This is a genomic window from Acidovorax kalamii (genome assembly GCF_002245625.1).
GTDB classification, from domain to species: Bacteria; Pseudomonadota; Gammaproteobacteria; order Burkholderiales; family Burkholderiaceae_C; genus Acidovorax; species Acidovorax kalamii.
In genome coordinates, this window is sequence record NZ_NOIG01000009.1 from 138,376 (window position 1) to 161,122 (window position 22,747).

General features: G+C 63.1%; 31 protein-coding genes and 1 tRNA gene. 6 read left to right on the forward strand and 26 right to left on the reverse strand.

Annotated features, from left to right (window positions below):
- The first annotated feature begins 55 nt into the window (after positions 1 to 55).
- Positions 56 to 1,378: a hemolysin family protein gene (locus tag CBY09_RS14635; RefSeq protein WP_094290337.1), complete on the forward strand. Its 1,323-nt coding sequence runs from the start codon at positions 56 to 58 to the stop codon at positions 1,376 to 1,378.
- Between the two features lie 15 nt (positions 1,379 to 1,393).
- On the opposite strand, the gene CBY09_RS14640 is transcribed toward CBY09_RS14635, so the two are convergent.
- The 6 genes from CBY09_RS14640 to CBY09_RS14665 form a co-directional block, all read right to left on the reverse strand.
- Positions 1,394 to 2,725 carry an FIST signal transduction protein gene (locus CBY09_RS14640; protein WP_094290338.1) on the reverse strand — a complete coding sequence of 444 codons (1,332 nt, stop codon included), beginning with the start codon at positions 2,723 to 2,725 and terminating at the stop codon, positions 1,394 to 1,396.
- A 59-nt stretch (positions 2,726 to 2,784) separates the two neighbouring features.
- Positions 2,785 to 3,657 (reverse strand): PhaM family polyhydroxyalkanoate granule multifunctional regulatory protein, encoded by an 873-nt coding sequence (locus CBY09_RS14645; RefSeq protein ID WP_094290339.1) that lies wholly within the window; start codon positions 3,655 to 3,657, stop codon positions 2,785 to 2,787.
- A 100-nt stretch (positions 3,658 to 3,757) separates the two neighbouring features.
- A complete protein-coding gene (locus CBY09_RS14650; RefSeq protein WP_094290340.1) occupies positions 3,758 to 4,255 on the reverse strand; it encodes a copper chaperone PCu(A)C in 498 nt (165 codons plus the stop codon).
- A gap of 67 nt (positions 4,256 to 4,322) precedes the next feature.
- A complete protein-coding gene (locus tag CBY09_RS14655) occupies positions 4,323 to 4,883 on the reverse strand; it encodes a YcnI family copper-binding membrane protein (RefSeq protein WP_165773920.1) in 561 nt (186 codons plus the stop codon).
- 14 nt (positions 4,884 to 4,897) lie between these two features.
- A complete protein-coding gene (locus tag CBY09_RS14660) occupies positions 4,898 to 7,216 on the reverse strand; it encodes a TonB-dependent receptor (protein ID WP_094290342.1) in 2,319 nt (772 codons plus the stop codon).
- 80 nt (positions 7,217 to 7,296) lie between these two features.
- Positions 7,297 to 7,665 (reverse strand): DUF2946 family protein, encoded by a 369-nt coding sequence (locus CBY09_RS14665; protein WP_094290343.1) that lies wholly within the window; start codon positions 7,663 to 7,665, stop codon positions 7,297 to 7,299.
- 123 nt (positions 7,666 to 7,788) lie between these two features.
- On the opposite strand from CBY09_RS14665, the gene CBY09_RS14670 reads away from it, so the two are divergent.
- From CBY09_RS14670 to CBY09_RS14685, 4 genes are all read left to right on the forward strand, one after another.
- The gene (locus tag CBY09_RS14670; protein ID WP_094290344.1) at positions 7,789 to 8,436 is read left to right on the forward strand and encodes a glutathione S-transferase; all 648 of its coding nucleotides are present in this window, start codon (positions 7,789 to 7,791) and stop codon (positions 8,434 to 8,436) included.
- Positions 8,437 to 8,541: 105 nt separating this feature from the next.
- Entirely contained in the window at positions 8,542 to 8,913 is a 372-nt protein-coding gene (locus CBY09_RS14675; protein WP_094290345.1) for a TraR/DksA family transcriptional regulator, read from the forward strand.
- A gap of 42 nt (positions 8,914 to 8,955) precedes the next feature.
- Positions 8,956 to 9,369 (forward strand): VOC family protein, encoded by a 414-nt coding sequence (locus tag CBY09_RS14680; RefSeq protein WP_094290346.1) that lies wholly within the window; start codon positions 8,956 to 8,958, stop codon positions 9,367 to 9,369.
- On the forward strand, positions 9,366 to 9,959 hold the full coding sequence (locus CBY09_RS14685) for a MarC family protein (RefSeq protein ID WP_094290347.1): 594 nt from the start codon (positions 9,366 to 9,368) through the stop codon (positions 9,957 to 9,959). The genes CBY09_RS14680 and CBY09_RS14685 overlap by 4 nt, the downstream gene beginning before the upstream one ends.
- Before the next feature lie 36 nt (positions 9,960 to 9,995).
- Here CBY09_RS14685 and CBY09_RS14690 read toward each other — a convergent pair whose 3' ends face one another.
- A complete protein-coding gene (locus CBY09_RS14690; protein ID WP_094290348.1) occupies positions 9,996 to 10,544 on the reverse strand; it encodes an Rrf2 family transcriptional regulator in 549 nt (182 codons plus the stop codon).
- Positions 10,545 to 10,715: 171 nt separating this feature from the next.
- On the opposite strand from CBY09_RS14690, the gene nhaR reads away from it, so the two are divergent.
- Positions 10,716 to 11,612 (forward strand): transcriptional activator NhaR, encoded by an 897-nt coding sequence (gene nhaR / locus CBY09_RS14695; protein WP_063462386.1) that lies wholly within the window; start codon positions 10,716 to 10,718, stop codon positions 11,610 to 11,612.
- Between the two features lie 289 nt (positions 11,613 to 11,901).
- On the opposite strand, the gene CBY09_RS14700 is transcribed toward nhaR, so the two are convergent.
- The 19 genes from CBY09_RS14700 to CBY09_RS14790 form a co-directional block, all read right to left on the reverse strand.
- A tRNA-Met gene (locus CBY09_RS14700) sits at positions 11,902 to 11,978 on the reverse strand.
- A gap of 22 nt (positions 11,979 to 12,000) precedes the next feature.
- Entirely contained in the window at positions 12,001 to 12,393 is a 393-nt protein-coding gene (gene rplQ / locus CBY09_RS14705; RefSeq protein WP_063462385.1) for a 50S ribosomal protein L17, read from the reverse strand.
- A 176-nt stretch (positions 12,394 to 12,569) separates the two neighbouring features.
- Positions 12,570 to 13,562 (reverse strand): DNA-directed RNA polymerase subunit alpha, encoded by a 993-nt coding sequence (locus tag CBY09_RS14710; RefSeq protein WP_005793666.1) that lies wholly within the window; start codon positions 13,560 to 13,562, stop codon positions 12,570 to 12,572.
- Positions 13,563 to 13,675: 113 nt separating this feature from the next.
- Entirely contained in the window at positions 13,676 to 14,299 is a 624-nt protein-coding gene (gene rpsD, locus CBY09_RS14715; protein WP_026435318.1) for a 30S ribosomal protein S4, read from the reverse strand.
- A 91-nt stretch (positions 14,300 to 14,390) separates the two neighbouring features.
- Entirely contained in the window at positions 14,391 to 14,795 is a 405-nt protein-coding gene (gene rpsK, locus CBY09_RS14720) for a 30S ribosomal protein S11 (RefSeq protein WP_005793662.1), read from the reverse strand.
- 16 nt (positions 14,796 to 14,811) lie between these two features.
- Positions 14,812 to 15,177: a 30S ribosomal protein S13 gene (gene rpsM / locus CBY09_RS14725; RefSeq protein WP_008906516.1), complete on the reverse strand. Its 366-nt coding sequence runs from the start codon at positions 15,175 to 15,177 to the stop codon at positions 14,812 to 14,814.
- Positions 15,178 to 15,200: 23 nt separating this feature from the next.
- A complete protein-coding gene (gene rpmJ, locus CBY09_RS14730; RefSeq protein ID WP_005793651.1) occupies positions 15,201 to 15,314 on the reverse strand; it encodes a 50S ribosomal protein L36 in 114 nt (37 codons plus the stop codon).
- A 146-nt stretch (positions 15,315 to 15,460) separates the two neighbouring features.
- Entirely contained in the window at positions 15,461 to 16,780 is a 1,320-nt protein-coding gene (secY, locus tag CBY09_RS14735) for a preprotein translocase subunit SecY (protein WP_094290349.1), read from the reverse strand.
- A gap of 24 nt (positions 16,781 to 16,804) precedes the next feature.
- Complete coding sequence (rplO, locus tag CBY09_RS14740) at positions 16,805 to 17,236, reverse strand: 50S ribosomal protein L15 (RefSeq protein WP_056420309.1); 432 nt, start codon at positions 17,234 to 17,236, stop codon at positions 16,805 to 16,807.
- A 10-nt stretch (positions 17,237 to 17,246) separates the two neighbouring features.
- Positions 17,247 to 17,429: a 50S ribosomal protein L30 gene (rpmD, locus tag CBY09_RS14745; protein ID WP_063462383.1), complete on the reverse strand. Its 183-nt coding sequence runs from the start codon at positions 17,427 to 17,429 to the stop codon at positions 17,247 to 17,249.
- Between the two features lie 14 nt (positions 17,430 to 17,443).
- Positions 17,444 to 17,962: a 30S ribosomal protein S5 gene (gene rpsE, locus CBY09_RS14750; protein ID WP_034711783.1), complete on the reverse strand. Its 519-nt coding sequence runs from the start codon at positions 17,960 to 17,962 to the stop codon at positions 17,444 to 17,446.
- A gap of 17 nt (positions 17,963 to 17,979) precedes the next feature.
- On the reverse strand, positions 17,980 to 18,345 hold the full coding sequence (gene rplR / locus CBY09_RS14755; protein ID WP_005793639.1) for a 50S ribosomal protein L18: 366 nt from the start codon (positions 18,343 to 18,345) through the stop codon (positions 17,980 to 17,982).
- Between the two features lie 11 nt (positions 18,346 to 18,356).
- Positions 18,357 to 18,890, reverse strand: coding sequence for a 50S ribosomal protein L6 (gene rplF, locus CBY09_RS14760; protein ID WP_063462382.1), 534 nt, complete (start codon positions 18,888 to 18,890; stop codon positions 18,357 to 18,359).
- 25 nt (positions 18,891 to 18,915) lie between these two features.
- Positions 18,916 to 19,311, reverse strand: coding sequence for a 30S ribosomal protein S8 (gene rpsH / locus CBY09_RS14765; RefSeq protein WP_005793636.1), 396 nt, complete (start codon positions 19,309 to 19,311; stop codon positions 18,916 to 18,918).
- 20 nt (positions 19,312 to 19,331) lie between these two features.
- Entirely contained in the window at positions 19,332 to 19,637 is a 306-nt protein-coding gene (gene rpsN, locus CBY09_RS14770) for a 30S ribosomal protein S14 (protein ID WP_015016017.1), read from the reverse strand.
- An 8-nt stretch (positions 19,638 to 19,645) separates the two neighbouring features.
- Complete coding sequence (gene rplE, locus CBY09_RS14775; RefSeq protein WP_015016018.1) at positions 19,646 to 20,185, reverse strand: 50S ribosomal protein L5; 540 nt, start codon at positions 20,183 to 20,185, stop codon at positions 19,646 to 19,648.
- A gap of 9 nt (positions 20,186 to 20,194) precedes the next feature.
- Positions 20,195 to 20,515, reverse strand: a complete 321-nt coding sequence (rplX, locus tag CBY09_RS14780; RefSeq protein WP_015016019.1) for a 50S ribosomal protein L24 — start codon at positions 20,513 to 20,515, stop codon at positions 20,195 to 20,197.
- Positions 20,516 to 20,524: 9 nt separating this feature from the next.
- Positions 20,525 to 20,893: a 50S ribosomal protein L14 gene (gene rplN, locus CBY09_RS14785; protein ID WP_007861702.1), complete on the reverse strand. Its 369-nt coding sequence runs from the start codon at positions 20,891 to 20,893 to the stop codon at positions 20,525 to 20,527.
- Positions 20,894 to 21,088: 195 nt separating this feature from the next.
- The gene (locus tag CBY09_RS14790; RefSeq protein WP_094290350.1) at positions 21,089 to 22,681 is read right to left on the reverse strand and encodes a glycerol-3-phosphate dehydrogenase/oxidase; all 1,593 of its coding nucleotides are present in this window, start codon (positions 22,679 to 22,681) and stop codon (positions 21,089 to 21,091) included.
- Between the last annotated feature and the right edge of the window lie 66 nt (positions 22,682 to 22,747).

Consider the following 22,747-nt stretch of genomic DNA (forward strand, 5'->3'; position numbering starts at 1 on the left):
GTTCCGTACAATCGCTTGCAACTCAACACCCAAGGGCGCGCAAGGCGCCCTTTGTATGGAAATAGCAATACTGTTCGCCCTCATCTTCCTCAACGGCCTGTTTGCCATGTCAGAGATCGCTCTGGTCACTGCGCGCAAAGCCCGGCTGCAAAAGCTGATTGATGAGGGCGATAGCGGCGCCGCCGCTGCCGTGAAGCTGGGCGAAGACCCCACGCGTTTTCTCTCCACCATCCAGATCGGCATCACGTCGATTGGTGTCCTGAACGGTATCGTGGGTGAAGCCGCGCTGGCCGCGCCACTGGCGGCCTGGCTGGAGCGCCTGGGTGTGCCACTGCCTTACGGGGGCTATGCGGCCACCGGCCTGGTGGTGGTGCTGATCACCTATTTCTCCATCGTGGTGGGCGAACTGGTGCCCAAGCGCATCGGCCAGTCCTACCCCGAGACCTTTGCCCGCCTGGTGGCGCGCCCCATCAACCTGCTGGCGCTGGCGACCAAGCCCTTTGTGCTGCTGCTGTCCACCTCCACACGCACGCTGCTGCGCCTGTTGGGCGTGAAGGAAACCAGCGGCAGCCCGGTGACCGAGGAAGAAATCCACGCCATGCTGGTGGAAGGCACCACGGCCGGTGTGATCGAGTCGCACGAGCACACCATGGTGCGCAATGTGTTCCGCCTGGACGACCGCCAGATCGGCTCGCTGATGGTGCCGCGCGGCGACGTGGTGTGCCTGGACATCGATGCGCCGTTTGAAGACACGCTGCAGCGCATCGAAGAGTCGGACCACGCCCGCTTTCCGGTGGTGCGGGGCGGCATGGACAACATCCTGGGCGTGATCAACGCCCGCCAGTGGATGGCCAAGGCCCTGCGCGACCGCAGCCAGGGCCTGAACCAGCAGACGCTGCAGACCGCGCTGTATGTGCCCGAGACCATCACCGGCATGGAGCTGCTGGACAACTTCCGCCTGTCGGACGTGCACATGGCGTTTGTCATCGACGAATACGGCGAGGTGCAGGGCATCGTCACGCTGCAGGACCTGATCGAGGCGATCACGGGCGAGTTCCAGCCGCGCGACCCGGAGACCTCGTGGGCGCTGCAGCGCGAAGACGGCAGCTGGCTGCTGGACGGCCACATCCCCGTGCCAGAGCTGAAGGACCGCCTGAACCTGGACGCCGTGCCCGAAGAAGAGCGCGGCCGCTACCACACCCTGAGCGGCATGATCATGCTGCTGACGGGCCGCCTGCCCAAGGTGACCGACACGGTGCAGTGGGAAGACTGGAAGCTGGAGGTGGTGGACATGGATGGCAAGACCATCGACAAGATCCTGGCCACGCGGCTCACGCCCGAAGAAAAGGCCGAGGCCGAGGACAGCCCGGCCCTCTGACCCCAGCCCCTGCGCTCAGGCCTGCAGCCCGCTGTCCACAAACACGGTGAGCACCCCGGTGTAGCCGTAGAGGTGGTGGTGGGCGATCTCGCCGCCCGCAAAAAAACCGGCCAGCGGCACATCGCCCAGTGCATGGCGCACGATCTGCAGCTCGGCGCTGGGTCCGCCAAAATGCGGCCCGCCCCGGCCCGAGCAACTCACGTAGATGGCGCCACAGATGCGCCGCCCGGTCTGGGGCAGCACCCCGGCGCCGGGCGTTCCGGGCGCCGGGGCGGGGCCGCCCCGCGCCTCGGACGACGATTCCAGCGGCGCGGGCTCCAGCTCTTCGGGCGACAGCTCCTCGCGGATTTCGGCGCAGATGCGCATCAGGTCGGCGCGTGCCGCCGCCACATTGCGCTGGCAGAACGCCAGGTGCATGCCCGCTTCCACCTGGTCGGCCAGGGCCACGCCCCGGCGGCTGCCGTCCAGCCCCACGATGTGGCGCACGCGCGTGTCGGTACCGAAGTGGCCCGTGCGGCGCTGGCCCTGGGGTTGTTCACCGGCACTCACCAGCCCGGCCAACGTGGCGCGCACCTTGCGCAGCGCGGGCTGCGGGTCGCCGCCATCGAGCGATACCTGCAGCGTGTCGAGCAGCACATCCAGCGCGGGCTCGCCATCGAGCGTGAGCACCACGTTGTCCTGCGCAGCGGTGATGGTGTGCAGCGCACCCACGGGCTGACAGCCCTGCGTGACACGCGACACCAGGGCCACCCCGGCATCAAAGGCCACACCCGAGAGCCCCCCATCGAACACCCCGCTGGCACCGCCCTGCCCGGCCATGTTGCCGTCGCCGCCCACCGCAAACTGCACGCTGGCCGTGCGGCTGGCGCTGAGGCCGCCAAACAGGTAGCCGGACTCGGTACGCGCCGCCATTTCGGCCAGCAGCCCGGCCAGCTCGGGCGTGTGGCCGTCGGCATGCACCAGGGCCGTGTGCGCTACAAAACCGCTGCCCGGGCGGGGCGCATGCGTGGGCAGCGGCGCCACGCCCGAGAACACGCGGTACTGGTCGGCGGGCACATCCAGCAGCATCACCGACAGTGCGGGTTCGTCAAAATATTCGGCGTTGTTGGCCGACACCCCCACGCCCACGGTGCCGCTCCAGTCGGTCACCTCGGGCAGCTCGGCGCTCAGGTGGTCGAGCAGCGCCTGGGCATCGTTGCCGTAGTGGTCGGTGATGTAGAGCAGGCCCAGCGTGGGCGCTGTCGCGTATTCGGGCAGCGCCATCTGGGCGCGCAGCTGCGCCAGCACCAGCGCCGCCGCCATGCGCCACTGGGGGTGGGTGGCGTGGCCGGTTGGAAAGAGTTTCATGGTGAGGGTCTCCGTGCCGGGGCGCGCGCCCGGATGGCGCTCCGCCTGCGGGCGCTGGCTCAGCCTGCTCGCTTGCGGGCAGCCGGGCTGCGGGTGCTGCTGGCCTTCTTGGCCGCAGGCTTGGTGCTGGTCGTGCGCGCTGCAGGTTTCTTGGTGGCGGCGGTCTTTTTGGCGGCGCCCGATGTGGCAGACCGCTTGGCACCACCTTGCATGGTCTGCATGCCCTTGGCCGCAAACTGGCTGGCCATGCCGGTGGCCGTCTTGAGGGCCTCCTTGGCCAGGCCCGTGGCCATGTTCTTGGTGGTGTCGATGGCGGTCTGCTTGGCCGCGTCCTTCATGGCGTTGGCGGCGATCTGCTGGAACTGGCTGGTGAGCGCGCCCCACCACTGCATCGGGTCCACCACGGCGGGCTCGGGCGTGTCAGCGGCCTTGCCCTTGGCTTTGGGCTTCGCTTTCGCAGCGGGTGCGGGCTCGGCATCGGCCTCTGTTTCTTCAGGGGACTCTTCTTCGGCAGCGGCACGGCCCGTCACGCGGGCGGCGGCGCTGGTCACGGCCTCTGCGGCGCCGGTCACGGTGTCGGCGGCTTTCTGCACGCCGCTCATCACGGTGTCGGCGGTCTTGAGCTTGAAGGCGTTGGCCACGTCGCCCATGCTGAAGTTCATGCCCTTGAGCGTGGCCAGGGTCATCTTCTGCACCTCCAGCGCCTGAATGGTGGCGGCCAGCGCGCGCGAGTTCTGCTCCAGCCAGAACTGCACAGCCTTGAGCTCTTCGATGCGCTTTTCCAGCTCTTCCACACTGATGGTGGGGGCCACCCAGTTGGAGAGGTTGGGCAACTGCGGAATGCTGCTGGACGCCCCCTTGGCCAGGCTTTGCAGAAAGTCAAAACCGGGGACGAATTTGCCGAAACCGAAGTTGTTGGATGTGTCGCTCATGGCCGCTCCGCAAGAGGTGGGTCTGTGATGGGGTCACAGCTTACTCCAATGTGTTGCGGCCGGGAGGGGCAGATTCCCGCCCCTGCACGCTCAGTCGCGCTCAGTGCTTGTGGCCGTGCCCGTGGCCTGCCGGTGCAGCGCCGCCCGGGGGCATAGTGGCCACAGGCACGCTGATGTTGAGCTTGCTCTCGGCGCCCTTGGCATCCTGGAACACCAGGGTCAGGGGCACGGCGGTGTCCTTGGCCAGGGGGGCCTTGAGGTCCAGCAGCATGACGTGGTAGCCGCCGGGCTTGAGTTCCACCGTCTTGCCTGCGGGCAGGTCCAGGGCGGGGACGGCGCGCATCTTCATCACGTCGCCTTCCATCTTCATCTCGTGCACTTCGGTCACGCCAGCGGCGGGCGATTCGGCGCGCACCAGGCGTGCGCCGTCGGGGGCCGTGAGGCGCATGAACGCGCCCGTCCCCTTCTGGCCCTGCACGCTGGCGCGGGCCCAGGCGCCCTCGACCTTGACGGCGGCGGTCTGCGCCCAGGCGGGGGCACTGGCAAAGGCGGCCATCAGCATGGCGGCCAGGGCGGAGGTGTGGAGCAGTCTTTTCATGGTGAAGATTCCTTGTTCAGCGGAAATGGGGAGGCGGCAGGAAGACTGCCTCTTTATCTGGGGTCAATCAGTGATTGTGGGCACCGGCGCCCGCGCCGGGCAGGATTTCCAGCGCGGCGGCTGGGGACTTCAGGTCCGACAGCTTTTGCCCGGCCTTGGGCACCTCCACCCAGTCGTTGCGGCCTTCGGCGCAGGCCTGGCGCACGGGCCAGTACACGGTGCCCGCCTGTTCAGGCGCGGTGGCGACCAGCACGAACTCGTCGTAGTGGGCACTCTGCAGCATGTCGTCTGCGGTCTTGGCCGTCCAGGTCACGCGCACCACGTCTTCGGTGATGCTGCGGCCGTGGCTCGTGATGGGCTGGGCGAGTTTTTCGCGCTGCACCTCCAGCGCCCAGCCCGGCTTGGGCATGGGGCGCGCGCCGCGCATGCCCGCCGGGATGTCCACCGCGATCTGCCGCGTGGGCGACGCACCGCAGCCGTGGCCCACCTTGAATGTGGCCTTGTAGCTGGCGCCCGCCGGGGCGACCTGGTATTCGAGCACCACATGGGCGGACGCAGAGCCAAAAAGGCCTCCTGCGCCTGACAGCAAAGCGATTACAGCTATCTTTTTCATAGTATTGAGAGACATGGGATGTATTCCTTTCAGAGGCTGACCTTGAGCTCAGCGAGGTAGGTGCGCTGCGGGTAGGGATGGAAGTTCCAGAACTGGTAGTTGTTGAGGTTGTCGATGCCCACGGCAGCGCTCACCTGCTTGGTGATCTGGTAGCGCACACGCACGTCGGTGGTGAAGTAGCGGCTGGCGCCCTGGTAGGCAAAACCGTTCACGTCGGTGTTGTCGAGCGTGCTGTACTGCCTGCCGCTATAGCGCGCGCCCAGGGTGTACGACCATTTGTCATCCGGCCGGTAGGTGGCCACGGTGCTGGCGCGCCACTCAGGGATGCGCGGTTGCCACTTGCCCACGCTGGCGGGGAACTTGTCGTTGCGCGTGATCTTGGAATCCGTCCAGGTCAGGCTGCTGCCCAGCTCCAGCCCGCGCACAAAGACGTTGGCGGCCTGGTACGACAGCTCAATGCCACGGGTAGCGATGGCGTCCACGTTCTGCACATTGGTCACGTTGGGTGTGACGAGCACATTGGTTTGCGAGTACAGCGCGTCCTTGGTGCGCTCAAAAAAAGCGGTCAGGCGCAGCAGTCCATTGCCCATGTCCCGCTCGGCCGTGAGCTCGGTGGTCCAGCTCTTTTCGGGTTTCAGGTTCGGATCGTTGTTGATGAGCGTGCCGCTGCCGCTGATGCCGCCCTGGTACAGCTCGGCCACGGTGGGCATGCGCACGGCGCGGCCGGTGGAGGCCTTGAGCACCCACAGATCATTGGCTTGGTAGGCCACGGCAGCCTTGGGCGACACATAGGTCTCGTTGCGCTCGGGGTGGCTTAGCGTGGTGGTGGCGTTGCCGGTCTGGCCGTTGCTGGCGCTCCAGCGTTCGGCGCGTGCGCCGAGCACGGCCTTCCACTTCGGCGCAATCTTCCAGGTGTCTTGCGCCCACAGACCAATGAGCCGGGTGTCGCCGTTGAAGGCCTGGTTGCGGGCGCCTGCATCACCGCTGATCCAGTTCGTCGTGGCGTTCTCCACGGTGCGCAGCTGGTAGCTGTCGCGCTGCAGGCCAAAGTCCATGATGTGCGCGCCCTGCACCCCATCGGGCCGCCAGGTGCCTTTGGCGGCCAGCGTGTTCCAGCCTGTGCCCTTGCTGTTGACGATGCGGCCGGCGCCACCGTTCAGCGCGGCGGGCAGCGCCACGGTGGCGGCGCGCAGGGTGTCGGTCTGGTAGTCGTACAGGCTGGCGGCTACTTCCCAGTCGAACACGCCTTTGGTGTTGCTCTTGACCGAGAGCCCGTGCATGAAATGCGTGAGGTCTTCATTGGACACATTGAAGTCCGTGGGTGCCAGCGTGTACGAGCGGCCATTGATGTTGACCGTGCCGCCGTACACCGCATTGCCATTGGCGTCGCGCAGGTAGCTGGTGGGGCGGCCTTCGGATTCGTTGTGCCACCAGCCCAGGGTATAGGCCGCCCGCACAGTCGGCGAAAAGTCGTAGGCGATCTTGGCCTTGATGTGGTCTTGCTGCGTGTGGTACTGCGTGGCCGTGCCCAGCAGGTACCAGGGCTGGTTGCTGCGGTTGAGCCCAGGCACCGCGCCCGTCACCGGTGTGCCCGCATTGCCCACGGTACCAGCGGACACGAGGCGCGTGGGGAAGGTGAGCGGCTGGCCTTCGCTGTCCGTCTTGTTGAAGTTGAGGAACCAGGACCAGTCACCGTTCTTGTTTCCCACGGATGCGCTGACCTGCTTGCCCGCATAGGTGGCACTGGTGCCGTACAGGTCGAAAGGCTGGTGCTGGACGCTGACCTGCCCGTGCGCCTCGAACTTTGTCGGCATGCGCGTGACGTAGTCCACCACCGCACCCACCGAGTTGCCTGCGTACGCGGCGGAGAAGGGGCCGTAGAGCACGTCCACGCGCTCGATCTCCTCGGGCGTGACCAACATCCAGCGCGGCGCGTTGGTGGGGCCGTTGCCCAGGTAGTTGCTGAGCAAAATGCCGTCGGCAAACACCATGGACCGCGCCGGGTTGCCCGTGCCCGAGGCGCGGGTGGACAGTACGGCATGGTTGTAGTCGCCGATGTAGCGCTTGCGCACCAGCAGGCTGGGCAGGTACTTGAGGGCGTCTTCGCTGTCGGTGGCGTTGATCGAATGCTCGATCTGCTCGCGCGTCACGCCCTCGATGGTGGTGGGGATCTGCGTGGGCAGCGAGGTGGGCTGGCCGCCGGTGATGGTGACCACGCCCAGCTCCTTGACGGGGGCATTGCTGGGCTCAACGGGTTGGGCAAACGCCGGGGCAGCCCCGGTGAACGTGCAGCCCAGGACGATGGGAAAGGCACTGGCCACGGCCAGCGCCATGCGGCTTTTGCGCATGGGAACTCCTGAATTTCAAGCCAAATAGACCGTCTGCGCGCGATGGATAAGCGCAAACAGCTATCAAATAAATAGCAAAATCAGGAGAATGCCGGGGGCCCGCGCGGCGGCAGCGGCGCAGCAGTGCGCGCAGCAATGTGCGCGGCGGGGATGGGGCGCAGTGCATGCGCCAGCGGGTGGACCACCGGCAGCAGGGCCTGCGAGGCGGGGGGAGGTGCGCTCACCTGCGCGCACAGGGGGCAGTCCAGCGTGTGGCTCTGCATCTCCTGGGCGCCATCGTCGGTCTTGACCAGCAGCTTGATCGCGCCCGAACCCGAGCAGATCAGTTCCATGGCCTGCGGGTTGACCAGCGGCGACGCCACGGCCACGCCCATGGACACCACAAACCACGCCAGCACCAGGCGGGCGAGCCAGTGAAGGCTGCGGAGGGTTTGCAGGGAGGACCACATGAGGGCCCGATTGTAGGTGGCTGCACCCACGAGGCCTTGACCAGGGTCATCTGCGCGACGGACGGCGCCCCCGCCCACACCTAGGATGTACGCTGCACTCACCACTACAACGGAGACCCCACCATGCTCACACTCTGCGGCTTTTCGGCCAGCAACTACTACAACAAGGTCAAGCTCGCCCTGCTCGAAAAGGGCCTGCCGTTCACCGAGGAACTGGCCTGGGTGGGCGAAACCGACCGCAGCGCCAGCCCGCTGGGCAAAGTGCCCTACCTGCGCACGCCCCAGGGCCCGCTGTGCGAATCGGCGGTGATCGCCGACTACATCGAGGCCGCCCACCCCGCGCACCCACTGATCCCCGCCGACCCCTACCGGGCCGCCAAGGTGCGCGAGCTGATCACCTTTCTGGAGCTGCACCTGGAGCTGGTGGCGCGCAACCTGTACCCGCAGGCCTTTTTTGGCGGCACGGTGAGCGATACCGCCAAAGAAAAGGTGGGCGCGCAGCTCACGAAGAACATTGCCGCCTTCGCCCAGCTGGCCAAGTTCAGCCCCTATGTAGGCGGCGACAGCTTCACGTTGGCCGACTGCGCGGCCATCGTGCACCTGCCGCTGGTGGCCTCGGCCACCAAGATCGTCTATGGCCGCGACTACCTGGCCGACCTGCCCGTGCGCGAGTACCTGACCCGCATGGGCGAACGGCCCCATGTGCAGCGCGTGAACGCAGACCGCAAGACCAACACGGCGGAGATGCTGGCGCGGCCGCCCAAGCGCTGAACCCGCCCCCCAGCGCAGGGTCTTCATCCCTTGACCTTGGTCAACCGAGGTTGTCGCGCACAGGCGCACCATGCAGGCATCCGATCACCCTTGAGGAGACACCGCATGGACAAGACCCAGGCCGCCCCATTCCTCCAACAATTGCGGGCCCAGCAATCCGAGTTGTTGGCCCAGCTGGCCGCACAGCGCGGCGGCACCATCGGCCGGGCCGAGGCCGCTGCAGCGCATTTTGGCCAGCCCGAAGACCCGCGCGCCCAGCTGGCCACCGAACGTGAACTGGCGTTCGCGCTGGACGAGCACGAAACCGCCCACCTGGCCGCCGTGGAGGCGGCCCTGGCCCGCATCGAGGCGGGCACCTACGGCGAGTGCACGGACTGCGGCGCCCACATCACCGCAGCCCGACTGCACGCCACCCCCGAGGCGGCACGCTGCGTGCACTGCCAGGAGAAGGCCGAGCAGCACCGGCGGACAGCCTGAGGGCGAGCCTGAAACCGGACACCGGCTGCTATCCTTTGCGGGATGCGCAGCCTCTTTCACCTCGCTTTCCACGTCACCGACCTCGATGCCGCCCGCCGCTTCTATGGCGGCGTGCTGGGTTGCCAGGAGGGGCGGAGCACCGACACCTGGGTGGACTTCGACTTCTTCGGCCACCAGATCTCGCTGCACCTGGGCACCCCGTTTGCCAGTGCCCGCACCGGCCATGTGGGCGACCACCTGGTGCCCATGCCCCATTTCGGCGCCATTCTGGAGCTGCCCGACTGGCATGCACTGGCCGCGCGCCTGAAGGCGGCGGGCACGGTCTTTGTGCTGGAACCGCAGGTGCGTTTTGAAGGCCAGCCAGGCGAGCAGTGGACGATGTTCTTCCACGACCCCAGCGGCAACCCGATCGAGATCAAGGGCTTCCGATCGCTGGACGCGGTGTACGCGACATGAGCTACACCTTCGCGTCGGCCACCATATTGCTGCTGCTGATCACCGATCCGCTGGGCAACATCCCCATTTTTGCCAACGCGCTGCGCGGCGTGGCGCCCGAGCGGCGGGCGCGGGTGATCCTGCGCGAGGTGCTGATCGCGTTTGCGCTGCTGCTGGTGTTTCTGTTCTTCGGGGCGGAGTTTCTGCGGGTGATGAACCTGAGCGACCTGTCGCTGCAGATTGCGGGCGCGGTGGTGCTGTTCCTGATCGCGCTGCGCATGATCTTTCCGTCGGCAGACGGTCCGCAGGCGGAGCTGCCGGGCGAGCCGTTGATCGTGCCGCTGGCCATCCCTGCGCTGGCAGGCCCGTCGGCCCTGGCCACGGTGATGCTGCTGGTCGCCCAGGCACCAGAGCGCAAGCTCGAATGGGTCGGCGCTCTGTGCGTGACCATGGCGGTGTGCGCCATCGTGTTGCTGATGGCCGAACGCATCCAGCGTCTGGTGGGCGAACGCGTGGTGATGGCGTTTGAACGCCTGATGGGGCTGATCCTGGTCGCTATCTCGGTGGAGATGCTGATACGCGGCATCAAGCAACTCGCACACCAGCTCTAGCCCACAGTCAGCGGGGCGCACCGCCCCGCGCCCGGTTCAGCGCCGCTGCAGCAGGGGCATGGAGCCCAGCGCGAACACCGAGTTCGGCACCCCCACCCGGGCCATCAGGGGGCGCGGCTTGGGCGGGAGTTTGGGCTTGGCAGCCACGGCGGGCGCGGCGTCTTCCAGTGCGCCCCCTTTTTCGAGCTGCTGGGCCACCAGGTCCTGCAAGGTGACCGACTGCAGGTACTCCATCACGCGCAGGTTGAAGGTGGACCACAGTTCGCCGGTCATGGACTTCACCTGCGCCGCTTGGCCCGCGCCCAGGTTCTGCAGGTCGTCGGCCTTGAGGTTCTCGACCGCCAGGATGATCTCGGCCACCGACACCTGATCAGCGCGGCGGGCCAGCGTGTAGCCACCACCGGGCCCGCGCGTGCTGTCCACCAGCCCGGCACGGCGCAGGGCGCTGAACAGCTGCTCCAGGTACGAAAGGGATGTGCCCTGGCGTGCACTGATGGTGGACAGGGCCACCGGCCGCATTTTCTGGCGCAGGGCAAGGTCGGTCATGGCCGACACGGCAAGTTGTCCTCTGGTAGTGATACGCATGGTTGCTACTCCTCAGAACAGGTTCTCATGAACGCTGACAGTTCCTTCCCGGGCGGAGCGCGCCACGGACAAGGGCCAAGCCTGCAATGTAGAGATTTTTATACTTCGCGTATATTCGTTTTATTGAGCTTTATTGCTCGCTTTTTTCGAAGTGTTTCACTGAATCGCACCATGAACTTCAAGCACCTGCGCTATTTCTGGACCGTGGCCAAAGCAGGCGGCGTGATGCGCGCTGGCGAGCAGCTGCACACCACCCCCCAGACGCTGTCCGGGCAGATCAAGCAGCTGGAGGAGTGGCTGGGCCACGACCTGTTCAGAAAGCGAGGCCGGGGCCTGGAGCTGACCAGCGAAGGCCGGGTAGCCCTGGGCTATGCCGAGCAGATCTTTGCGCTGGGGGATGAGCTGGAGAAGTCCATCCGCCTGTCGCGCGGCCAGGAGAAACCGCTGGAGTTCCGCGTGGGGGTGGCCGACTCGATTGCCAAGTCGGTGGCCTACCATCTGCTGGAGCCCGCGTTGGGCATGCCACAACGGGTGCACATGACCTGCCACGAAGGGAAGTTTCCCGAGCTGATCGCGCAGCTGAGCCTGCACAAGCTCGACCTGGTGCTGGCAGACGAGCCGGTATCCAAGAAGATTGGTGTAAAAGCCTTCAACCACCCGCTGGGCACCAGCGGTATGAGTTTTTTGTGCGCACCCAGCCTGCGTGCCCAGCTGGAGGGGCCGTTTCCACAATGTCTGCATGGTGCACCCATGCTGATCCAGGGGCCCATGTCGTCAGTGCGGCAGCAACTGGACCATTGGCTCAACAAACACCACCTGCAGCCCCGCCTTGTCGGCGAGTTCGACGACAGTGCGCTCATGAACGCGTTTGGCCGCCAAGGCCGGGGCATTTTTACGTCCCCCACGGTACTGGACGAGGAGACCACCGCCCAGTTCGGCGTGGAGGTGATCGGCCGGTCCACCGAGCTGGTGGAAGAATTTTTCGCGATTTCCGTCGAGCGGCGGATCACGCACCCCTGCGTCGTTGCGATCACCAAGGCAGCCAAGGCCGATCTTTTTGCCCGCTGAAGAAGTCGTTTCACTCCTGCCCACTGAACGGAAGATCAAGACGTTTCCTTCCGGATTCTGCGCCCGAAAGAACGTTGCATGGAGGGGCGGACTATGGACTTCCAGGCCCCGCTTCCGCTCCTGCCGCCCTTGGAGTCAGCGCAAAACAGATGGGGGCGCGCTGGTACTGCAACGAACCCACAGCGGTGAGCACAAGGCTCCAAGAGAAACGGCCCGATCCAAGATCGCAACGGCAAAAAAAAACGCCCACTGAGGAGTGGGCGTTTTGCAAAGCGGAGACCGCTGTATTTGGTTGCGCGAGAAGGATTTGAACCTCCGACCTTTGGGTTATGAGCCCAACGAGCTACCAGACTGCTCCATCGCGCGGTAAGAAATAAATTATACCCTATTATTCGGCAGCTGCCGAATTATTTTCGGTTTCTGCAGCGCGATCGACCAGTTCGACCAGTGCCATGGGCGCGTTGTCACCCACGCGGAAACCCATCTTCAGAATGCGGGTGTAACCACCGGGACGCACCTTGAAACGGGGGCCCAGGTCGTTGAACAGCTTGGTCACGCTGTCGCGGTCGCGCAGGCGGTTGAAGGCCAGGCGGCGGTTGGCAACGGAGTCTTCCTTGGCCAGGGTGATCATGGGTTCGATCACGCGGCGCAGTTCCTTGGCCTTGGGGACGGTGGTCTTGATGGCCTCGTGCTCGATGAGCGAGTTCATCATGTTCTGCAGCATCGCGAGGCGGTGCGAACTGGTGCGGTTGAGTTTGCGGAGGCCGTGTCCGTGGCGCATGGTGCTTTCCTTCTACTGTCTATGTAATTAAATCGGGCAGCCGTGTCAGGTACTGTCCGAGGCACTGTTCCCCTTTCGGAAGCATCCATCCGGGGAACGAAAAGTCCCCCTTGCGGAGGACTTGGAAACCGCGCCCCCCGTTTTTTTTGGGGAGCCTACGATTATAAGGCGGCAGCTTAGCGCTTGTCCAGGCCCGCTGGTGGCCAGTTCTCGAGCTTCATGCCCAGCGTGAGGCCACGCGAGGCAAGCACTTCCTTGATTTCGTTGAGCGACTTGCGGCCCAGGTTAGGCGTCTTGAGCAGCTCGTTCTCGGTACGCTGGATCAGGTCACCGATGTAGTAGATGTTCTCGGCCTTCAGGCAGTTGGCAGAACGCACGGTCAGTTCCAGCTCGTCCACAGGGCGCAGCAGGATCGGGTCGAACGTGGCATTGCCACGAGGGCCTGCAGGTGCGTCGAACGCAGCCAGCTCGCCACCCTCCAGCTGCGCGAACACAGCCAGCTGTTCCACCAGGATCTTGGCCGAAGCACGCACGGCGTCTTCGGCGGTGATGGCACCGTTGGTTTCGATCTCGACAACCAGCTTGTCCAGGTCAGTACGTTGTTCCACACGGGCGCTTTCCACGGTGTAGCTCACGCGCTTCACGGGGGAGAACGAAGCGTCCAGCACGATGCGGCCAATCGACTTGGTCGATTCGTCGGCATAGCGGCGCAGGTTGCCCGGCACGTAGCCGCGACCCTTCTCTACCTTGATCTGCATGTCCAGCTTCCCGCCAGCAGACAGGTTGGCGATCACGTGATCAGGGTTCACGATTTCGACATCGTGAGGGGTCTGGATATCACGGGCCGTCACCACGCCTTCGCCGTCCTTGCGCAGGCTCAGCGTGACCTCGTCGCGGTTGTGCAGCTTGAACACCACACCCTTGAGGTTCAGAAGGATGTTGACCACATCTTCCTGGACACCGTCGATCGACGAGTACTCATGCAGAACGCCTGCAATGGTGACTTCCGTCGCTGCGTAACCCACCATGGACGAGAGCAGGACGCGCCGGATGGCGTTGCCCAGCGTGTGGCCGTAACCACGCTCGAACGGCTCCAGCGCGACCTTGGCACGGTTGTGGCCAAGCTGCTCGACATTGATCGCCTTGGGTTTCAGCAAATTGGTTTGCATTCAGACTTCCTCTCAATACCCCCAGCTCGTTACACCGGTAAGGCTGGTGAAGCGCCTAAACCGCGATGCCTCGCGGTTCAGGGACGGTTTTCTTGATTGACTGACTCGCCCGATTAGCGCGAGTACAACTCAACGATCAGCGATTCGTTGATGTCGGCACCGAATTCATCACGGTCAGGCGTCTTCTTGAAGATGCCTTCTGCCTTGTCGGCGTTCACTTCCACCCACGCAGGCATGCCAACTTGGGCTGCCAGTTGCAGGGCTTCCACAACGCGGGCTTGCTTCTTGGACTTTTCACGCACAGCCACCACATCACCGGCCTTGACCAGGTAAGAAGCGATGTTCACGGACTTTCCGTTCACGGTGATCGCTTTGTGGGACACCAGCTGGCGTGCTTCGGCGCGGGTCGAACCGAAACCCATGCGGTACACGACGTTGTCCAGACGCGATTCCAGCAGGAACAGCAGGTTGGCGCCGGTGTTGCCCTTCTTGCCATCTGCGGCTTCGAAGTAGCGGCGGAACTGCTTTTCCAGCACGCCGTACATGCGCTTGACCTTCTGCTTTTCGCGCAGTTGCAGGCCGTAGTCGGAGGTACGTGCACCCGAAGTGCGGCCATGTTGGCCGGGCTTGGAGTCGAACTTGGACTTGTCAGCGATCGAGCGCCGAGCGCTCTTCAGGAACAGGTCCGTGCCTTCACGGCGGGAGAGTTTGGCCTTGGGGCCGAGGTAACGTGCCACTTGAGCTTCCTTTGTGTCATCTACCGCAAACCATTGCGGGAGCCGCCTGAGGCGCTTGCGCGTTCACAGGCGGCGGTGGGCTTTGAGAAAATTAGATACGACGGCGCTTTTGAGGGCGGCAGCCGTTGTGGGGCACAGGCGTCACGTCGGAGATCGACGTGATGCGAATGCCCAGCGCGCCCAGAGCGCGCACCGAGGATTCACGGCCAGGACCAGGACCCTTGATTTCAACGTCAAGGTTCTTGATGCCTTGGTCGATGGCAGCGCGACCTGCGACTTCCGAAGCCACCTGGGCTGCGAAAGGAGTGGACTTGCGCGAGCCCTTGAAACCTTGGCCACCGGACGAAGCCCACGACAGAGCGTTGCCCTGGCGATCGGTGATCGTGATGATGGTGTTGTTGAACGAGGCGTGCACGTGGGCAATGCCGTCCGAAACGTTTTTCCGGACCTTCTTGCGGACGCGCTGAGCTGCGTTATTGGCAGGAGACTTAGCCATGATGATCTTTCAATCTTTATTTCTTCAGTGCAGCAGCACCCTTGCGCGGACCCTTGCGGGTGCGTGCATTGGTACGGGTGCGCTGGCCACGCATTGGCAGACCGCGGCGATGGCGGAAGCCACGATAGCAGCCGATGTCCATCAAACGCTTGATGTTCATCGTGGTTTCGCGGCGCAGGTCACCTTCAATGGTGAACTGCTCGATTTGCTCGCGAATTTTTTCCAGATCGCCGTCCGTCAGATCCTTGATCTTCTTGGAGTAAGCGATACCAGTTGCTTCGCAGATCTTGCGAGCGCGGGTGCGACCAATGCCAAAAATGGCGGTCAAACCGATTTCCGCGTGCTTGTGCGGCGGAATGTTAATGCCAGCGATACGTGCCATATGCGTCCTCTAATACTTTCCAATCAACCTTGGCGCTGCTTGTGACGCAGATCCGTGCAGATCACACGCACCACACCCTTGCGGCGGATGATCTTGCAGTTGCGGCAGATTTTTTTGACCGAAGCCGAAACTCTCATTGCATTCTCCTAAAACTTTTCCATCCGTCCCGGCTGCTTCGCACGGAACACAATTTGTGCCCGCGAAAAATCGTGGGGCGCCAACTTAATCGACATTCAGTCGTTTGCAAGCGGCACCGCCATGCGGCTACCGCTTTCCGTCATCCTCAACCGCCGGGATTGCCCTTGAAATTGGCTTTCTTGAGCAGCGACTCGTACTGTTGCGACATCATGTAGTTCTGGACCTGGGCCATGAAGTCCATGGTCACGACCACAATGATCAGCAGTGATGTTCCGCCGAAGTAAAACGGAACGTTGTACTTCAGGATCAGAAACTCTGGCAGCAGGCACACAAAGGTGATGTACATGGCACCGGCCAAAGTCAGGCGGACCAGGATTTTATCGATGTAGCGTGCGGTCTGCTCACCTGGGCGAATGCCCGGGATGAACGCACCACTCTTCTTCAGGTTGTCTGCAGTTTCACGGCTGTTGAAAACCAGCGCCGTATAGAAGAAACAGAAGAAGATGATCGCTGCGGCATAGAACATCACATAGATGGGCTGACCAGGAGTCAGAGCACCCGAAATGTCCTTCAACCAACGCATCGACTCACCAGCACTGAACCAGTTCACCACCGTTGCAGGCAGCAGGATGATCGACGAGGCAAAGATCGGAGGAATCACACCCGCCATGTTCAGCTTGAGGGGCAAGTGCGACGATTGACCACCGTACACCTTGTTCCCCACCTGACGACGGGCATAGTTCACCAAAATCTTGCGTTGGCCACGCTCAACAAACACCACGAAGTAAGTCACCAGACCGACCACGAGGACGATGAAGATGGCCGCCAGGATGCTCATCGCACCAGTACGCACCAGTTCCAGCAGTCCACCGATCGAACTCGGCAAACCCGCAGCGATGCCAGCGAAGATGAGGATGGAAATACCATTCCCCAGGCCCCGCTCAGTGATTTGCTCACCCAGCCACATCAAGAACATCGTACCGGCGGTCAAACTCACCACAGCCGTCAGACGGAAACCAAAGCCAGGGCTCAACACCAAGCCAGCCGAGCTTTCCAGCGCCACAGCAATGCCCAGCGACTGGAACAGGGCCAAGCCCAGTGTGCCGTAACGGGTGTACTGCGTGATCTTCCGACGACCGGCTTCACCTTCTTTTTTCAGCTGCTCAAACGCGGGCAACACGTAGGTCATCAGCTGCATGATGATCGACGCCGAGATGTACGGCATGATCCCCAAGGCGAAGACCGTGAAGCGCGACAGTGCACCACCCGAGAACATGTTGAACAGGTTCAGGATGCCGCCTTGCTGGCCGCTGAAAAGCTGCTGAAGTTGGGCTGGATCGATACCGGGCACAGGGATATGAGCCCCGATGCGATACACGACCAGCGCAAGCAACAGAAAAACCAGACGACGACGCAGGTCGCCGAACTTGCCGGTCTTTGCAATTTGAGCCGCGCTAGTAGCCACAGGTGCCTTCCTTCAGTGCCGAACTCAGGCGACGCTGCCGCCAGCAGCCTCGATGGCTGCCTTGGCACCTGCCGTGGCGCCCACACCGTTCAGCTTGACCGCCTTGGTGAGGGAACCGCTCTTGATCACCTTGACCACCTTGGCCAGCTCGCCGATCAGGCCGGCTTGCTTGAGTGCCAGGACATCCACTTCGGCCAAGCCGAGTTGGTCCAGAGCCGTCAGCGTCACTTCTGCATTGAACTTGAGCAGGTGCGACTTGAAGCCGCGCTTGGGCAAGCGACGTTGCAGAGGCATTTGGCCGCCTTCGAAGCCCACCTTGTGGTAACCACCGGAGCGGGACTTCTGGCCCTTGTGACCACGGCCAGCGGTCTTGCCCAGGCCGGAGCCGATACCACGGCCTACACGGCGCTTGGCATGCTTGGCGCCGTCTGCGGGCTTGATGCTATTGAGTTCCATGATCTATCTCTCAGACGATTTTGACCAGGTAGCTGATCTTGTTAATCATGCCGCGCACTTCGGGCGTGTCCTGCAGCTCGCTCACGCTGTTGAGCTTGCGCAGGCCCAGGCCGCGAACGGTGGCGCGGTGCGATTCCTTGGTGCCAATCGGGCTGCGCACCAGTTGAATCTTGACGGTTTGTTGCGTAGTCATATTCAAACTCCGGTTCAGGCGAAGATGTCTTCGACCGTCTTGCCGCGCTTGGCAGCAACATTCGACGGAGTCGTCGAATTGACGAGCGCATCGAACGTGGCGCGAACCATGTTGTACGGGTTGGACGAGCCATGGCTCTTGGCCACGATATCGGTCACACCCAGCACTTCGAAGACTGCGCGCATAGGACCGCCAGCGATGATACCGGTACCCTTGGGGGCGGGCGCCATCATCACAACAGCGGCGCCATGGTGGCCCGTCACATTGTGGTGAATGGTGCCGTTCTTCAGTGACACCTTGACCATGTTGCGGCGGGCTTCTTCCATCGCCTTTTGCACAGCAGCAGGCACTTCCTTGGACTTGCCCTTGCCCATGCCAACGCGGCCGTCACCGTCGCCAACCACCGTCAGTGCGGCGAAACCGAGAATACGGCCACCCTTCACGACTTTGGTCACGCGGTTGACCGCGATCATTTTTTCGCGCAGACCGTCGTCTTGACCTTCGCTCTGCACTTTGGGTTGAAATTTAGCCATTTTGTATTCCGCTCCGCTTAGAACTGCAGGCCGGCTTCACGGGCTGCGTCGGCCAGGGCCTTGACGCGACCGTGGTAGGCAAAGCCTGCGCGATCAAATGCAACCTTCTCGACGCCTGCTGCCTTCGCCTTTTCAGCGATGCGCTTGCCGATGATCTGGGCTGCAGCGGCATTGCCACCCTTGCCCGAACCGCCGAGCGACTTGCGCACATCGGCTTCGGCCGTGGAAGCGCTGGCCAGCACCTTGCTGCCGTCGCCAGAAATCACACTGGCGTAGATATGGAGGTTCGTACGGTTCACGGTGAGACGCGCCACGCCTTGCTGTGCAATGCGGATGCGTGTCTGACGCGAACGACGAAGACGCTGCTCTTTCTTGGTCAACATGTTGCAGCTCCTTATTTCTTCTTGGTCTCTTTGATCGTGATCTTTTCGTCCGCATAACGGATGCCCTTGCCCTTGTAAGGCTCGGGAGGACGAACAGCACGGATCTCGGCAGCGATTTGACCGACGCGTTGACGGTCAGCGCCCTTGATCACCACTTCCGTGGGGGTAGGGGTAGCCACCGTGATGCCAGCGGGCATTTCGATGTTGACCGGATGCGAGTAACCGACAGCCAGGTTCAGCTTGGAACCCGAAGCGGCGGCCTTGTAGCCCACGCCCACCAGGCTCAGCTTCTTCTCAAAGCCCTTGCTGACACCGACCACCATGTTGTTGACCAACTGGCGAATCGTGCCGCTCATGGCGTTGGCTTCGCGGGAGTCGTTGACGGGCTCAAAGCTGAGCTTGCCGTCATTGCTCGACACCTTCACCAGCACGTTTTGTGCAAGCGACAGGGCGCCGCCAGAACCCTTCACGGAGATCTGGTCATCTTTCACGGACACATCCACACCTGCGGGGATGGTCACGGGCATTTTTCCTACTCGGGACATTTCAGTTTCTCCTCAATGCCGCGGGTTAGGCCACGTAGCACAGCACTTCGCCACCAACACCGGTAGCGCGCGCCTTGCGGTCGGTCATCACGCCCTTGGGCGTCGTGACAATTGCCACACCCAGACCGTTCATGACTTGTGGAATGGAATCACGGCCTTTGTAGACACGCAGACCAGGGCGGCTGACGCGCTCGATGCGCTCAATCACGGGGCGGCCTGCGTAGTACTTCAGGGCAATTTCGAGTTCCGACTTGCCAGCTTCGGTTTTCACCTGGAAGCCGTCGATATAACCTTCGTCCTTCAGCACCTGGGCGATGGCGATCTTCACTTTGGAAGAAGGCACCAGAACCGTGGCCTTGGAGACCATCTGTGCATTACGGATGCGGGTCAGCAAGTCAGCGATGGGATCACTCATGCTCATGTTTAATCTCTCCTGCCTGCTTACCAGCTGGCCTTGGTGACACCAGGGATGTCGCCATTGAAAGCCAGTTCGCGGATCTTGGCGCGGGCCAGACCGAATTGACGGAAGGTGCCGCGTGGACGACCGGTGATTTCGCAACGGTTGCGCTGACGCGTGGGGTTGGCATTGCGTGGGAGCTTCTGCAGGCCCAGACGGGCTGCATCACGCTCTTCGTCACTGCGCTTGGCATCGCCAGCGATTGCCTTCAGTTCCGCATACTTGGTTGCGTACTTGGCTGCCAGTTTTTCGCGCTTCAGTTCGCGCTGGATCAAAGCTACTTTAGCCATGCTTCGCCTCAGTTCTTGAACGGGAAACGGAAACCAGCGAGAAGCGCCTTGGCTTCTTCGTCGGACTTGGCCGTCGTGGTGATGCTGATATTGAGACCGCGCAAAGCGTCAACCTTGTCGTACTCAATTTCAGGGAAGATGATCTGTTCTTTGACGCCGATGTTGTAGTTGCCACGGCCGTCAAAGGCGCGACCGGAGATACCACGGAAGTCACGGACGCGGGGCAGAGCCACGGTCACGAAACGGTCCAGGAACTCATACATCTGCACGCCACGCAGCGTGACCATGCAACCGATGGCCTGGCCTTCGCGGATCTTGAAACCGGCGATAGCCTTCTTGGCCTTGGTCACCACAGGCTTCTGACCAGCAATCTTGGTCAGGTCGGCCACGGCGTTGTCCATCACCTTCTTGTCCGAGACTGCCTCGCTCACGCCCATGTTCAGGGTGATCTTGGTCAGACGGGGAACCTGCATCGGCGAGGTGTAACCGAACTGCTTGGTCAGCTCGGGAGCGATCTTGTCGCGGTAAATGTCTTGGAGTCGTGCCATGTTTACCCCTTAGGCCGCCTTGATTTCAGCGCCGCTGGACTTGAACACGCGAACGCGCGAACCGTCAGCCTGCACCTTGATGCCCACGCGATCAGCCTTGCCAGTAGCGGCATTGAAGATGGCCACGTTGGACTGGTGAATCGGCATGGCCTTTTCGATGATGCCGCCGGTCGTGCCCTTCATGGGGTTCGGCTTGGCGTGCTTCTTGACCAGGTTGATACCGTCGATGACGAGATGGGAGTCATCCTTGCGCAGCGTGACGGTGCCACGCTTGCCCTTGTCACGGCCGGTCAGCACGATGACTTCGTCGCCCTTGCGAATCTTGTTCATGGCGCGTCCTTAGAGAACTTCAGGAGCCAGGGACACGATCTTCATGAACTTCTCGGTACGCAGTTCACGCGTCACGGGTCCAAAGATGCGGGTGCCGATGGGCTCCAACTTTGCATTCAGCAACACTGCAGCGTTGCCGTCGAATTTGACGAGCGAACCGTCGCCACGACGAATACCCTTCGCCGTGCGAACCACCACTGCGCTGTAAACCTCGCCTTTTTTGACGCGGCCACGTGGAGCGGCTTCTTTGATGCTCACCTTGATGATGTCGCCCACGCTTGCATAGCGACGCTTCGAGCCACCCAGCACCTTAATGCAAAGGACGGACTTGGCGCCGGTATTGTCGGCAACCTCTAACCGAGATTCTGTCTGGATCATTTCAATATTCCCAACTTGCACCAGAAGACAACAGCCCCAGAGAACCTCTCAAGGGCTGCAGATCAGCCAGTCAGTCTTGGGCCCGTCGTCCGCACCGCAAACCATTTGCAGCACTTCCCGCTGGGCAGAAACTTCACGCTTTGAACGCGAAGCCCTCGATTATGGCAAAGGACTTTTATGAAGTCAAGCGCTCTATCACAAAGGAACGTGCAGGTACTGCTGGGCCAAGGCCTGGAAGGCCTCCAGTTGGGGGTCGCCCCCCAATTCCTCGCGCAGGATGCCTGCCACCGCAGGCGCGAGCTGGATGGCCTGGCGCGCATCCAGGAACAGCAGCCGGGAGCGGCGCGCCAGCACATCTTCCACCGTGCAGGCGTACTCGTGCCGCGCGGCAAAACGCACCATCGCCTCGGTCAGGCCACCGCCCAGCACCGTCTGCGCCCCGGGGATCGCCTGTACGGCGGCCGCCTCGCTGCCATAGGAATGCAACCCCTGCGCATCGCTGATGTGGTGCTGCACAGGCGCCTGGGGGGTGCCCACCAGGGGCAGCTGATTGGTCACACCAGCGGGTTTTGCAGGGAGCAGGCCCGTGGCGAAGCATTTTTGCAACACATCCTCGGCCATGGCGCGGTAGGTGGTCCATTTGCCCCCCGTCACGGTGATCAGCCCGCTGCGGCTGGCCAGCACCGTGTGCTCGCGGCTGATCTTCTTGGTGTTGTCGCCGTCGTCGTCCTGCGGCTTCACCAGGGGGCGCAGCCCCACCCAGATGCTGCGGATGTCCTCGGCCTTGGGCGCGCGGGTGAGGTAGCGGGCAGATTCCTCCAGGATGAACCGCACCTCCTCCCGGAAGGGCTCAGGCTCACGCACCACGTCCTGGCGCGGGCTGTCGGTGGTGCCCAGAATGAGCTTGCCCAGCCAGGGCACGGCAAACAGCACGCGGCCATCGGCCGTCTTGGGCACCATCAAGGCGTGGTCTGACGGCAAGAACTCGCGGTCCACCACGATGTGCACGCCCTGGCTGGGCGCCACCATGGGCTTGACGGGCCGCCCGATGGCTTCGCCGTCCATCTGGCGCAGGGTGTCCACCCACACGCCCGTGGCGTTGACCACCGACCGGGCGCGCACAGTGAACTGTTGGCCGCTGTCCGCGTCCTCGCAGACAAAACCCACGACCTTGCCGGCCTCATGGACCAGCGACTTGGCTGAACAGTAATTGACCACCAGCGCGCCCAGGCTGGCCGCCGTGCGCGCCAGAGCCAGGGCCAGGCGGGCATCGTCAAACTGTCCGTCCCAGTACTTGACGCCGCCTTTCAGGCCTTCGGTACGGGCGGTGGGAAGGCACCGCAAGGTGCTCTCGCGCCCCAGGAACTGGGTGGCACCCAGGCCGGCCTTGCCCGCCAGCGCGTCATACATCATCAGCCCGACGCCGTAGAAGGGGGTTTCCCAGAAACGGTACGACGGCATCACGAAAGGCAGTGGCTGCGCAAGGTGGGGGGCGTTGTGCAGCAAGGTGGTGCGCTCATGCAGCGCCTCGCGCACCAGGGCGATGTTGCCCTGCGCTAGGTAACGGACTCCACCATGCACCAGCTTCGTGGCGCGGGACGAGGTCCCTTTGGCAAAGTCGTGCGAATCCACCAGGACCACGCTGAAACCGCGCGCCGCCGCATCCAACGCAACCCCCAGCCCCGTCGCCCCCCCGCCGATCACGGCGAGGTCATAGTGGTGCGGCTGGGCCAGGCGGGCCAGCAGGTCGGCGCGTTGCGTAGGAAGGGGGGCGGAGGCAGTGGTCATGGGGGTGATTGTCCATGGATGAAGCAAGAATTAAGGGTTTACCCTTGAATTCTTGACACTTCCGGG